The 14,179-nt window shown below is 50.1% G+C and carries 9 protein-coding genes; 5 read left to right on the forward strand and 4 right to left on the reverse strand.

The genetic code is table 11. The annotated features are described in order from the left end of the window. Nucleotides 1–56: 56 nt before the first annotated feature. Both R3D00_07750 and R3D00_07755 read left to right on the forward strand, forming a co-directional pair. A complete protein-coding gene (locus R3D00_07750; protein MEZ4773060.1) occupies nt 57–719 on the forward strand; it encodes a hypothetical protein in 663 nt (220 codons plus the stop codon). Between the two features lie 82 nt (nt 720–801). Continuing rightward, nucleotides 802–1,089: a DUF6787 family protein gene (locus R3D00_07755; protein ID MEZ4773061.1), complete on the forward strand. Its 288-nt coding sequence runs from the start codon at nt 802–804 to the stop codon at nt 1,087–1,089. Between the two features lie 44 nt (nt 1,090–1,133). Here R3D00_07755 and R3D00_07760 read toward each other — a convergent pair whose 3' ends face one another. The 4 genes from R3D00_07760 to R3D00_07775 all read right to left on the reverse strand — a co-directional run bounded on the left by R3D00_07760 (nt 1,134) and on the right by R3D00_07775 (nt 9,342). Beyond that, nucleotides 1,134–3,377: a TonB-dependent receptor gene (locus R3D00_07760; protein MEZ4773062.1), complete on the reverse strand. Its 2,244-nt coding sequence runs from the start codon at nt 3,375–3,377 to the stop codon at nt 1,134–1,136. Nucleotides 3,378–3,421: 44 nt separating this feature from the next. Continuing rightward, nucleotides 3,422–4,657, reverse strand: a complete 1,236-nt coding sequence (locus R3D00_07765; GenBank protein ID MEZ4773063.1) for a tetratricopeptide repeat protein — start codon at nt 4,655–4,657, stop codon at nt 3,422–3,424. A gap of 115 nt (nt 4,658–4,772) precedes the next feature. Continuing rightward, nucleotides 4,773–7,553, reverse strand: coding sequence for a DUF4331 family protein (locus tag R3D00_07770; protein MEZ4773064.1), 2,781 nt, complete (start codon nt 7,551–7,553; stop codon nt 4,773–4,775). Between the two features lie 97 nt (nt 7,554–7,650). Further along, nucleotides 7,651–9,342 (reverse strand): DUF4331 domain-containing protein, encoded by a 1,692-nt coding sequence (locus tag R3D00_07775; GenBank protein MEZ4773065.1) that lies wholly within the window; start codon nt 9,340–9,342, stop codon nt 7,651–7,653. Nucleotides 9,343–9,629: 287 nt separating this feature from the next. Here R3D00_07775 and R3D00_07780 point away from each other — a divergent pair, with 287 nt between their 5' ends. From R3D00_07780 to R3D00_07790, 3 genes are all read left to right on the forward strand, one after another. Then, nucleotides 9,630–11,258 carry an SUMF1/EgtB/PvdO family nonheme iron enzyme gene (locus R3D00_07780; protein MEZ4773066.1) on the forward strand — a complete coding sequence of 543 codons (1,629 nt, stop codon included), beginning with the start codon at nt 9,630–9,632 and terminating at the stop codon, nt 11,256–11,258. Between the two features lie 789 nt (nt 11,259–12,047). Beyond that, nucleotides 12,048–13,040 carry a hypothetical protein gene (locus R3D00_07785; protein ID MEZ4773067.1) on the forward strand — a complete coding sequence of 331 codons (993 nt, stop codon included), beginning with the start codon at nt 12,048–12,050 and terminating at the stop codon, nt 13,038–13,040. Then, nucleotides 13,037–13,807 (forward strand): hypothetical protein, encoded by a 771-nt coding sequence (locus R3D00_07790; GenBank protein MEZ4773068.1) that lies wholly within the window; start codon nt 13,037–13,039, stop codon nt 13,805–13,807. The genes R3D00_07785 and R3D00_07790 overlap by 4 nt, the downstream gene beginning before the upstream one ends. Nucleotides 13,808–14,179 lie beyond the last annotated feature (372 nt).

The raw sequence follows: 14,179 nt of genomic DNA on the forward strand, positions 1-14,179 counted from the left end.
TTAAGGTAAAATATAATTCATAATTTTGCGTTAACTACAGGAATCCCCAACTGTCTATGAGAAGAAGCCTTACACTGATTGGTTTTGTATGTATTTTCTATGGTTATAGCATAGGCGCGGACTATTTTTTCCAGGCCGTAGAAGATCACTTGTATGAAAATCCTGCAAACTGGCTCCCAACCTACCCCGGGGCTGAAGTGCGCACCGGAGACAGGGTGGTTTTAATGGAAAATGTAAGTTTTGTCGGTTATGATATCGTGGTAAATGGCTATCTGGAAATCGGTATGGGGGTATCGCTGATCTCCGGTGAAAATGGCCTGCTTGTCTCCAACACTGGTACAGTTGACAACTCCGGGGAAATTCTGGTGAAATATATTGAAAGCTCCGGGCGAATCGCCAACCAGATCGCAGCCCGCATCCATCTATTTAACTTTCACGCCTTTGAGGGCGCCATTACCCATAATTCCGCTTCGGCCACTTTTGTCACCCTGCTCGATCTTGAAAACCAGGGCAGATTTGACAATTATGGAATCTGTAAAGCAGGCAATGATTTCCGAAACCACGCTTTCTTTTATCAGATAAGATATGCAAATCTCGACGTTCGTGGCAACATTATCCTCTCCCCGGGCAGTGTACTTACCCATTCACCACAAAGTACGGTTGTATCCGGCAAGTTGAAAAAATTCCTTATTTCTGATCGTCTTCCTGACGAATTTTAAGTAAATAATTTAAACCTTCTGCCGGTTTCCGGGTTTTTAAATCGATGCCGAATTCCGATATTGCCATCGATTACAAACCCCTATGGATAAAGAAAAGCTGAAAAAAGCCTGGGATTATACAATTATTCTGGTTGTTTTTGCTGTAACTGGTTCCACCGCAGCCATTATACCGCGTTATCTGATGCCTCTACTGGGTTTGGAATGTTGCAATTTCTGGTATGTATTTACCTATATCGTGGTTATTACCCCCATTTACCAGGTGCTTCTTCTGATTTATGCCTTTCTGTTTGGGAAATTTAACTACTTCTATGAAAAAGAGAAGCGGATTTTCCGCTGGATGACTGGCTGGATGCGGAAGAAACCTGCATAAAAAAACGCCGGATATTAAATCCGGCGCTTAGCATCATCAACTCATCAAAAGAAAAAACTAAGACTGGTTCGTAAAAATCTCGGGCTACCCGGGGTAAAGTGAATTTCAGTTACGGGCGAACTTTCTCCACGCAATCTCGATTCTGTTTCAAATTGTGCTTCGCGCCATTCGGCGTCGAGGAGGTTCTCAGCTTTTACGCTGAGCTCCCACGGGCCCAGCCTGTACCCAACCTGCGCATCGAGCAGGCAATACCCGGAAGCCGTGAGGCTGTAATCTTCATTCGCAGGGCGGTCTCCCAACCACCTGTAACGCAGACTGGCGCTAAATCCTCGCTGGCTCTGCCACGACAATCCGCCCGTGCTGCTCAACATCGGTGCCAGCGGAATATATGCTTCTGCTTCGGCTGCTTCCAGCGACCTCGGATGGGTAAAGTTAATGTCAATATCTCCATACAGGTGTTTACTCAGCTGATATCGCATCGTGAGATCTACCCCGGTCCGAATGGTTTTTCCCGAAGGCTCTACAATTCCGGCGTCACCTACATATACAAATTCCTGTTCCAGATACAGTCCCCAAACCGCAGCCTGAATGATCATTCTGGGAATTGGTTTCACAAAAAATCCGAGGTCAGAACCTATCGCCCGGGGTAATATCTGACGTGGGTCGGCACTCATTATCACCCGGGTATCATTGCTGTGAAATCCGGTGCCTGTATTGAGGTAAACCTGAAGGTTTTCTTTCGGAGACCAGGTGAGATTCAGTTTTCCGCTAAGGATGCCTTTTTCCTGTCCGCGTCTGTCGTAAGTGGGCGTCAGTTTGTTGGCATATATAAACCGAAACTGGTCGTATCTGATCCCTGCCTCCAGGTTGAGCCTGGGGTGTAATTCGAGATTTGCCCGGGCAAATCCAAACATATTTATTTCGTCGATATCTCCAAAAGCCAGCGAATCGAGTACTTCACGCCGGTTGAGGGTATGCGAAAGTTCGTTGTTTCTGATTTTATCCGCGCGAACGCCCGCTCCGCTTTCTATCCTGAATGGTAAATTCCCCAGGGTCATTACCTGATCGTAAGTGGTCTGGTAGCCCAGTATCTCGCGGTTTTCTTTCTGGCGTATCTGGTCTCCATGGACAGAGTCTTCCAGAAAAAATGTAAAGTTGCTGTACAGCTCAAAATCGTATTTGATCCAGTATAGTTGCTGCCGGAAATGGGCACCCGAAGGCGTTTCTGAAACAAATTGCACATTGATATGAGATCGGGAAGTCTCTCCGCCTTCCGTATTGTCAATCGCACCCCAACGAGTAATGGCTCCTGATTCGACAGCCCTTGTGGGAACCTGCCCGCTGGCGTCCCATCTGCTGCGAAAATGTGCAACAGAAACGGTCAGAGACTGATTGTCTGCGATTTTTTCATTGTACTTGAGCATGATATTGTTTCGGAGAAAATTCTGCGAACTTTCAAAATAGCCGTCCTGCGCCATCCATTCTCCCGCTGCATACACCTGGCGATTGTCCTGACTCAGTAGTTTTACTTTACTCATCAGCCGGGTCAGTCCGTATTGGCCGGCTTCCAGTTTTACCTGACTTTCCCGCAGAAAATCTTCTGTATAAAAGCCTACCTGCCCGGCTGTAGCAAAGTTTCCGGTTGCAGCATCATAGACTCCTTTCTGAAAATGGACATCTTCGACCACTTCCGGTATCAGAAAATGTAAGTCTGCATATCCTTGTCCATGCGCGTGAGAGACCATGTTTACCGGCATCCCGTCCACCGAAAGGCTGATGTCTGTGCCATGGTCGATGTCAAAACCCCGCAAGAAGATTTGTTCTGCTTTGCCTCCGCCTGCATGTTGTGCAATAAACAGGCCTGGCACCATTTGAAGGATATCCTGGGAAGAACGTACAGGGCGAAGGCGAATGTCCAGTGCCGGGATATTGCGAATGGTTTGTGCCGGGCCTGTAGAAGCAGCGATTACGATCTCATTCAGCAAAACTTCTCCCGGTGTGAGCCGGGTGTTGACTTCTACTGTTCCGGAGGCGGGAATGGTCACCTCCAGGGTTTTGGTTTCGTACGAGATATAGCGGATGGTGAAGCTTACCTCTCCTTCCGGGAGATTGTCAAAAGAAAACTTGCCCAATGGACTGGATACGGCTCCCTGCCGGGTATCATTGAGGTAGATCTGTGCGCCTTCCAACGGCTGATTTGTTTCTGCATCGAGGATAATTCCCCTGATATTTCCCGCAAAAACAGCAGTGGAAAAAATCATACAGAGGATAAGGGTGATGGTTCGCATGACGACAATTGTTTTGGAAAATGAAATTCAGAAACCGAAATAACCTAGTTGTTAAGCGCGGCGAGTTCGGGGTCGCGTGAGCCTGTGCGATTCGCGATTTTAAGGTGTTTTTGTACATTTTCCTGATCACCCAGGTAGGTATAAATTTCTGCCAGTCGCTGGTTTACCTGAATATTCATCGGGCGGCGGGCATACTCTTTCATTGTTTTTTCCAGCGCAGTTTCCGGATCGTTAAAGAGTTTGAGTGAAACTGTGGCATATTCCAGCCCCATTTCATGGCCGCTTTTTTCATCATCTGCCATCATATCTATGATTTCTTCGCTGAGTTGTGTTGCTTCAGCCTCCCTGCCTGTTTCTTTATAAAGCAATGCCAGATCTTCGTAAAAGCTCACTTCAGGAATGATTTGGGTGGCTTGAATCAATAGTTTTTCTGCTTTTTCAAAATCTCCCTGCTTCTTTGAAAGTCTGGCCAGTGCTGCAATCGCAAATGGATAGTTTGCCCGTTGGGCGAGCGCGGTTTCGTACTGTATTCTGGCCTGCATGGTGTCGCCGTAGGTTTCATACAAATGGCCAAGATTGAGCAGGCACCAGGTGGTTTCTTCAAATCCGGGGTATCCGGCTGATACGGCCATTTGCATCGCTTCAATGGCACCTTCTACCTGACCGTGGATTTCGCGGAGGTAGGAAATTCTGGAATAGGAGCGAAGATCGGGGCGAATGGACACCATTTTGTCGGCCATTTTCACCGCTTCTTCATAGTTGCCAAGTTCGACATTTGCATCTACCAGCGCGCCGTAAACCAGTGCATTGTGAGGATTGATGCTGACAGCTTTTTCGGCGGTTTGTTTGGCTGCTGCAAACTGGTGCAGAGATAGTTGAACCGAAGCTTTCATCAGCAGGGCAAAAAACTGTTCGTCCTGGTTGGGGTTTGCTGCCAGAATCCCTTCGAGCAGCCCCAGTGCTTCGGGGTAGTAATATCCGTGTTCGCCGGTAACTCTTGCCTCCTGAAGGAATAGCTGTACGAGTTTCAGCCTGGATTTGAGGTCTTTTTCATTTACCCAGATGGCATTGGAAAGGGTAGAATATTGGTCCAATACAGTCTGGCGTTCTTCCGGACTTCCGAGGCGGGCGTCTCTTTCCAGCAGGGTAGGCAATTCTATTTTTGCCTGTTGGGTTCTTGCAGTTGTCTGAATGCAACTGCTGATCATGGATGTCGCAAAGGAGATCGTAAGCAGGATCGCGATAATAACGATGATGGAGGGTTGAGGTAAACGGTTCATGACGTAATTTTTTATGAGTTGAATGGAAAAATGAGGTGATAAATAGAATTGTGAAAAAGAGTGCGGCGTACCACCCATTGAGCCAGATGGCACTGCCGCATTCCTGCATGAATCTTTAATTTTGTTTGATAAATCTTTCGGACTGAATGACTGAGCCATTGACAATCTGCATGGTATAAATACCGGGTGCGAGATTTGATACGTCAACAGCGTTTTGCCATTTTCCTCCGGGGACAAAAAACTTGTCAGTCTGTATGATTTGTCCAAGCGCACTGAATATGGTCATGCTGACTTCCCCTGCCTGTCCTTCTTCCATATTGATATTGAGCACATCTGTGGCTGGGTTTGGGTAAAGGAGGCTGACGGGTGTATTGCCAGGATTGGCGGTGCGGGCAAAGAAGTTATTGCTAATCACCGTAAAGGTGATCGTTTTGGGCATTCCCTGTACTCCCTGGCCTGATTTTCCGGTATAAGGTGTCGCCGTTACGGTGTAGGTTCCGGGTGAAAATACCAGCTGGAAAAATCCGCCGTTGCCGTTGTCGCCAGGCATGGAGTAGGGGAATGTATTGTCTTTGCTGAAGTTGAGGTTGCCATTCAGGGCGAAGACTACGCTTCCTACCGTACCGGGAGTTGTCGCTGCTACGATATTGAGTTTGTTGGTGCCAATCTGGTCAAGATCTACTACATCGCCATCGCTGAGCGGGCCTACCGGCTGATCGCTGACTGCATTGTAGAGGGTGAAATCTGTAACGGAAAGGTTGAGTGCAGAATTGATTACGGTAAAGTTGACCGTGCGGGCGATGCCTGGAAGACCGTTTCCGCTGGTGCCACTATATGGGGTAGCGCGGAGTGAGTACTGGCCAGGGGTGATTTCGTACTGGTAGTAATTGACCGGGCTACCTGATTTGCTGGAACCAGCCAGTGCATAAGGAGGATTGTTTTCCGTCCGGAAGGTTGGATCCCAGTTCAGACCGAATACCACACTGCCTACGACACCGGGGTTTACATTTGCCCGGAAGTTGACTTTGTTGGTAGGAAGGCTGGCCAGATCAATGGTATCTCCATCATTTACCACCATTACATCCACATCATTGAATGCGTCGATCAGCGTAAAACTTCCAACGGACTGCGTAGCGGGGAGAACCGTAGGCTGCTGGTAAGTAACTGCTTTTCCACCGCATACCCCTGTGCCCTGCCAGGGAAGCTGTACGTAGGGAAATCCTGTGCGGAAGGCTGCATCGTTGGCTTCAACACCTGTGCTGTAAGTAAGCACGTCAAGCAGATCCTGTGTTACGGGTGAAGCATTGGGATCGGTAGGATCAAAATCGTCATACCACAATCCGATAGCAGCGAGTACCACACCTGAAACTGCCTGTAGTTCGATACGGGTTACATCATCCTCGAGTCTTCTTCCGTTTGGAAATCCGTCCATGTTGGGGATAAACTGCAAGGCAGCGCTTGATGCATAGGTTGGATCCGTAAGGCCTAATACTGCGGCATTGACCAGTCCGAGAGAGGAAAAAGCAGGGTCATTGCGGTCTGTTACCGGTACGGCCATATTCAGACGGAGCATATCACCACCGGAAGGAAGGAAGTTGTTGACAAACGGTTTGCCTGCTGCGAGCGGGTTGCCGCCTTTGCCGGTAGCGAGCTGGTAGGGTGGGAAATTGGGAACTCCGGTATGGAATGCCGGCCAGAGGTCCACCGAGCGTGGTTTTCCCGGTCCGGGCAGAAGCAATGTGCCAAATATAGCGTCGTCAAGTGCTGTACCGGCTACGGCTGCACTGCCTTTCAGACCAAACAGTCCGTCATTTCCATTACCGAAGTCAAACGCGCCAAGAGAATTGCGCTGAATACGCAGTGAACTAAGCGCTGGAACCGCCCCCCCAAAGAGCGCATCATCCATGTACAATCCCAGTTCAGGATTAAAAAAAGATTCGAAGAAAGCGGGATTTTCGTTGTAAGGTGTGCGCGCATTCCACTCGTCTTTATTGCCAATCGGAATAACCGCTTCGTTGGTCAGTGGCATGCCCAGGCGGGAAACCTGTACCCATGGACCTGTGTAAGAAGCGTTGGTTCCTGCATTGAGGGTACGCATTTGCTGGCGGCTGGCTGAAGCCCATACGCCGATGACAAAGTCGCCGTCGAGGATATTGGCTGCCAAACTCACATCTTTTCCGTCTTTTTGGAGAAGGGAAATCGGTACCTGAATGGCGATTGTGCTTACGTTTTTGCAGGCTACACCGTCCACGGGCATGCCGCTCTGGCGTGGTGCATCACCGAGGTCAAATATTCCGCCCAGATCTACAAAGAAAGGATCGTCCACCGGACCGCAGAATACTTTTTCGCCGCTGGGGAGGGTAGTAATGGCCATGTTAAACAGCGACTCATAATCTGTTGCTCCGAGGCCTACAGGGGAAAGAATCGAACGTGCACCGATGTTGTAAGGCGGTACATATCCGTTGGTAGCGAGTGTCGAAAAAGTCGCACCACCATCCGTACTTCTTTCCATGGTATAGGTAGTCTGGAGGTTTTCCATTCCCAGCCTGATATTGAAGAAAGTGGAAGGATCAGAATTGGTTTTGGTGAAAGTAAATCGGTAGATAATATCATCGCCGGCAGTTGTCGCGTCATTGTCAATATGAATCTCGTAGCGGATGTTTTCTCCAAACTGGTAGTAGTTGGGTCCACCCTGTGCGAGTTGCAGCGGAACGTAGTTGGCGATAATGGTGACCGTGTTGGGGTCATCGGGGCTGCGGAAGGCATACAGATCTGTATTGTCCGCAAGGGGATCATTGGCGATCAGTGGCGCTTCGCGGTGGCTGGAGGCAAAGAGCGCTGCGCCCAGCAACAGGAAGACCGTCAGTGCACAAATTTTGTTTATGATGGAATTCATAGGATTAGTCTGATTAGAAAAATTTGGTTACAGCGATCCCACCTCATGTAATTACACGAGTGTATATCCTGTATGTGAGAGGGTTTAAGGTTTGGACCTATTGACCGGCTTCAGTGCCGCGCCAGGGAGATGCCAGATAAGGGAACATGGGTTTGAATGCTGCGTCGTTGGACTCCACACCGGTAGAATACTGGAGCACATTCAGCAACTGATTCGTTACAGGTGATGCTTCCGGATTTGCGGGTGAATAGTCATCGTACCAAAGCCCGACGGCTGCGAGTACTACACCGGCCACGGCCTGGAGTTCGATCCGTGTTACGTCATCTTCCAGCCTTCTCCCGTTGGGGAAACCATCCATATTGGGGATAAATTCAATATTGGTGTTGGCGTAGGTCGGATCGGTAAGCCCCACTACTGCGGCATTGATCAGCCCGAGTGAAGAGAAAGCAGGATCGGTACGGTCAGTTACCGGCACGGCCATATTGAGGCGAAGCATATCACCACCATTGGGCAGGAAGTTGTTGACAAATGGTTTGCCTGCTGCTAATGGATTTCCACCTTTTCCGGTAGCCAGTTGGTAAGGGATCACATTCGGCACACCGGTATGGAAAGCAGGCCACAAATCTACAGATCTGGGTTGCCCCGGACCGGGAAGCAGAAGGGTTCCAAATACTGCGTCGTCCAAAGCCGTACCGTCGAGGGCAGGATTGCCTTTCAGGCCATACAAACCATCATTACCGTTGCCGAAGTCAAACGCGCCAAGCGATTTGCGCTGAATCCGAAGAGCAGAAAAAGCAGGAACTGCACCACCAAAAAGAGCATCATCCATATAAAGCGCTAATTCTGGATTGTAAAAATACAAGGCATGGGCAGGGTTTTCATTGTAAGGGGTGCGTGAGTTCCAGTCATCTTTCTGGCCGATCGGAATAACCGCTTCGTTGGTCAGAGGCATACCCAGGCGTGAAACCTGTACCCATGGACCAGATTCGGTGAACGAACCGTCAGTATTCAGGGTGCGCATTTGCTGGCGGCTGGCAGAAGCCCATACACCGATGACAAAGTCTCCGTCGAGGATATTGGCTGCCATATTTACACTCTTGTTGTCTTTCTGTAAGGTAGCAATCGGCACCTGAATGACAATCGCATGTGTGTTGAAACCGGCCAGTCCGTCGCGCATGGTGGTTGTACCCTGGCGGGGAGAATCGCCCAGATCAAAGATTCCGCCCAGATCGACAAAAAACGGATCATCAGCGGGACCGCAGTAAACTTTTTCGCCGGTAGCTGCCGTTGTAATCGCTGCGGTGATCAGGTCTTCATAGCTGTTTGCGCCGAGGCCGACAGGACCTTCAATTGAGCGGGGACCGATATTGGCGGGAGGAACGATACCGTTTGAAACGATGGTTACAAAAGTCTGTCCGCCGTCCACGCTTCTTTCGAGCGTATAGGTGGTTTTGAGATTTTGTTGTCCGAGGCGAATGTTGAAGAAAGTGGTGGGATCCTCATTCACTTTGGAGAAAGTCGCACGGTAGATAATGTCGTCGCCAGTGGTAGTCACATCGTTGTCGATGTGAATCTCATAGCGGATGTTTTCTCCGAATGAATGATAATTGGGACCGCCAAACGCATCCTCCGCAGGAACGTAACAGGCGATCAGTGTCACGGAGTTGGGATCGTCGGGCGACCGGAAGGCATACAGGTCCGTATTGTCTGCCAGCGGGTCGTTGGCGATCAGAGGCGCTTCTCTGTGGCTGGAAGCCATCAGGAGGGCCTGCGTCGTGCCCAGAATCATCAGGGAAACTCCAACGAGGAGGCCTTTGACGAGGGCGGTAGTTTTTCGCATCATAAGTTCACTAATTTTGAAATGATAAGAAGGTTATTTTCAAAAATTCAGCATACCTACGGGAGCGGGAAAGATTTGGATTTAGGTGAATGCGAAAATTTTTAATTGTCAATTGTTAATGGTTAATGGGGGAGGGGTGCTCAACGCCGTTTCCGTTGCTTCAAACATTCCCCCCAAAATCATTATCTTTACGATATGCCTCAATCGTGAAATAGTATTTCAACATTTCCTTCGCAATGACTTCGCACATACCTCTGCTTTTGTTGATCCTGCTGCCTTTGGCGGGAATGGCGCCTGAATCCGCCGAAAAACCTGCCCCGCTGCGCGCGGGTAAGGACTTTGCCCTGTTTTTTGCGGTGGATACGTATGACGATCCGGGCTGGAAAGACCTCAAAAACCCGGGGCGTGATGCCGATGCCCTGGCGGCGGAACTTCGCGATGTATTCGGCTTTCAGACAGCGGTGCATAAAAACAAAACCCGCAACGAGATTTTTGCGATCCTGGCGCAGTGGAGCAACAAATCTTTTCCCGCCGATGGCCAGTTGCTGATCTTTTTTTCCGGACACGGAGATTTTAATACCTTTCTTACCACCGGATTTTTTGTATCGCGGGAAGGGAAATACGACGATCCTTACAATGATTCGCATCTCGATCTGAATAAGATCGGGAATATTGTTACGAACATTCCCTGCAAGCATATTCTGCTGGCGATAGACGCCTGTTATTCGGGCACGATAGACCGCGAGATCGCCTTTAATGACAAGGCAAAACCCACAATACACGGTTCCGAAACAACCACTGAAGCGGATCGCCAGGCTGTAATCGCCCTACAACTCCGGAACAAATCGCGCCTTTTACTGACCTCCGGAGGTAAGGAACGGACGCCCGACGGCACGGATCATTCCCCGTTTACCAACGGATTTCTGAAAGCACTGCGGAGCAGCTACACGTATGGGGATGGCCTGCTGACGTGGCGGGGCCTGCTGGCGGAAATGGAAAAAGTGATCCCAACTCCCCATATAGGTGCGCTGCCTCAGGACGCCAGCGGCGGGTTTGTATTTGTGGCGGGGGCTGTGTCGGTGGTTACAAGACCCGTACCCCCCGTTGTCAAACCCACGATTGACCAAATCCCCGTCCCGGAGATGGTAAAGATCACAGGCGGGACGTTTAAGCGGGAAAACTATAACGTAACTGTAAGCGACTTCTGGCTGGGGAAGACGGAGGTGACCAATGGGCAGTATGCGGAGTTTTTGAATGCCAAAGGCAATCAAAGTGAGGGTGGTGTGGAATGGTACGATGCTTCGGGATCGGGGTATAATGGTTATGCGGAAGCTGCGATCCAGAAACAGGGCAATAGCTGGGTGGTAAAATCAGGGAGAGAAGATCACCCGGTCAATTATGTGAGTTGGTTTGGGGCAAAGGCTTACTGCGACTGGCTGAGCGAGCGAACGGGGCAAAACTGGCGGTTACCGACGGAGGCGGAGTGGGAATACGCAGCGGGGGGCGGCAGCACCGGTCGCACGATATATGCAGTTACAGACAGTGAAGCCAGCCTGGGCGACTACGCCTGGTTTACGAGCAACACAAACAATACGGGCACACGCCCGGTGGGACAGAAAAAGCCCAACCGGCTGGGCCTGTACGACATGAGCGGCAATGTGTGGGAGTGGTGTGGGGATTGGTATGGGTCTTATCCGGAATCGGCGCAGCAAGACCCGACAGGCCCGTTGAGTGGCTCGTACCGTGTTTTGCGCGGCGGTGGTTGGGCCACCTCTTCGGTGAATTGCCGCGTGGCTAATCGCATCAACAGCACGCCGGGGTCTCGCCACGGCAACGATGGGTTCCGGGTTGCCCGCCAGTTCTAGCTGCCTGTTCGGCGTTGTTATGAGCTGAAGGAAAAAGAGAAAGAATAAAAAAAAGGGGGGAAATATCTTTTTGGATCGGTCTGCCCGGCTGGCAGGCGCGGGAAGCGCCGTCCGCCTGCCGGGCTGACTGATCCAAAAAGATCGGGGTTTGGGGTCGAAGATTCTCGCAAGGAATCTGAGATCCCATAGGAGAAGCCTTAGACAGGGGGGCGGTAGCCCCAATTTTTATAAAATTTTTAGCAAAACAGATGCTGTCATAATTAGTTTTTATTTTGGTAGTTCCACACGGAAAAACGATTGCAGATTACTTCAATAATGCGTAGCATATATGTGGAAAAGAGGGGGATATATCCGCCGTTGGATGCACGCAACGGCGCGCCGCAGGGTGAAAAATCAAGGAGGTGGCGTCGGTTGCTATAAAAATGCCATCCCTTCGGGATTATTCTTTAAGGACTATCGCCTTCGGCTAAAAATATATCCCTCAGCAGCAGGGCATTTTACAGCTTTGCGCTTCGATAGACTTCTTGCATCCGGATTGTTCAGTGTGGAGCCCCAAACCTTGTGCCTTCAGCACACATTGATATCAGCCCCTTGAGGGCAGCAATGCCGAAAAGTATCCCCAGCCAACACCCAACAGCCAACCCCCAACCCCCAACAGCCAAAACCCAACAGCCAACACCCCAACCCCCAACACCCAACAGCCAACCCCCAACAGCCAATTGCAAATCTCCCCCACAGCGTTTATCTTTACTTTTTGCTGATCTGCTTCTAAAATAACGCAATCCAGTCATGCCGAAAACCATTCGCCCTCTGCTTGCAGCTGTAGCCATTTTCCTTTTTCCGGGTTTTTGTGCTTTTGCTCAGGTAGCCGATTTTCGCACGGAGAAACCCTATCTCCACGAACAAAAAGACCGCTACCAGCACTGGCTCGAATACAGCGGGATCGGAGACATCCTGCGGGTATATGATCTGACGGTTGAAGAAAGGGATGTGGTATTGTTCCTCGGGTTTACCCGCCCTGCCGGCACCGATTATATGATCAATGCGTGGGAAACGCTGAAGTTTTCATTCGAAGCAGAACATCCCATTCGCCTCGAACAGGCACTGTTTTACAAATGGATCAGTCTTTCCGGAATCTCTCAGGACGCCAACGTCGGGGTGTATGTCTATAATACCTATGAGCCCGGCCTTCCCAAACTCTTTGGCCGGCAGATTTATTTTGATGCTGATTCGGGAAAGGTAATGGTGGAAGAATATAACCCCAAATCCATGGTGCGGAAAATTGAAATCACGCCCCCCACATTCAGCGACAAAAAAATCTCAGAAGCAGAAATCCGGAAACAATGGAGCAAAAAGGTTGTCTTTGATAAAATCTACGCCTACGCAAAAAACCGCTATGAACAGACCCGGTGCGATCAGCGGTTTCCTCAGGTAAAACCTCCCCTGGAAGATGATGATGTCCTGCGGTTTGAGGTGATTGACCTTTGCAAAGAAGTGCTGGTGGACGAATCCCAAAATGCACTGTGCGAACTTTTCCGCAGCCTGAGTATTTCTGACTGCAACTGGGTAAAGCGTGAAATGCTGACATTTACCATTACCCACGAAGAAACCGTCTCCGGCGTGAAAATCACCGTCGATATCGAAGGGAAATACGGCTCTGGTTTTTACAGTAACCTTTCCGGTCTTCGCGGTTATATGGATATGGAGGAGGAATTTAAATCTTACCTCGAGCGTTATGCAGACCAATTTAAAACTGAACTGAAAAAGATCCTTACGGAATGAAACTGCGAGCACTTATACCTGCGATTCAGGCGCGGATCGCTGCAGGCGAACAGGCATCCATACTCGCCTGGCTGCTGGAAGTTACCCGGTTACCCGCGCTCGAAAGCTACAAAAACACGGTGATTCAGCTTTCCGCCCAGTGGGAAGAATACCAGCGTGAAAAAAGGCAGGGTACCACCGCAGACGAAGTACTTCGCCAGCGGCGCAACCAGATTCGCCAGGCCTTGCTCGAACTCACCGACGAAATGGAGGACAATTTTCCCGATGTGGAAGTTCCGCCGCTGCCAGAGCCAGCGCCCGTCCCAGCCGAAACAGGCGATTCTCCCAAACCCACTTCCTATCGCATCAAGGGCATACGTGAGGCAAAATTGAGGGGGCATGTGATGGTGTTGCTGTTGGCGATCAAATTGGGGCTGATTGTATTTTTATACATCTTGTGGGATTCGGGCAGCAATTTCTCCACGGAGCAGTTTATCGGCACGATCGCGATGATTGTCCCGTTGTTTGCCGCGTGGCTGGGCGTGATGTTTGACGACTGGCTCGGCAAACGCAATCTTGAAGAAGACGATTCGCCCTATGTGAGCCGCAAATTTCAGATGACCGTATATGTGGTGCTGGCGGGGTATGGGCTGATATTTTTCAGCATTCTCAACCTCAAAGGCCCGGGCATTATTACCCACGAGCAGATGAACGCATTACTCGCAACGCTGGAAGTGGGGCTGGGCGTGTATATCGGGAAGCTGGTGAAAGCGTTGGCTAATGGTTAATTGTTAATTGTCAATGGTTAATGGGGGAGGGGTGCTCAACGCCGTTTCCGTTGCTTCAAACATTCCCCCAAAAATCATCATCCTTACAATATACCTCAATGGTGAAATAGTATTTCAACGGTTACTGCGCAATTTGATGGGAATTTGCCTCGCCAATTGAAGAAAGAGGCGCAAATCCGGTGGGTTCGAGCCGAAGGTCCCATACAGGAGAGCCTCACCCTCCGGGCCTTATGCCTCCGGCAAACATAATCCCGCCAGTCCCTTTTCAAATAGGGACGACCCGGCGGAAGGGGTTCGACACGCTGCGCGCTGCGGCGCGATAAATACCGGCGGCTGAGGTCACTCGAAGCCCCGGCCAACAAAGGGCGCCTG

Source organism: Bacteroidia bacterium (assembly GCA_041391665.1).
Lineage (GTDB): Bacteria > Bacteroidota > Bacteroidia > J057 > J057 > JAGQVA01.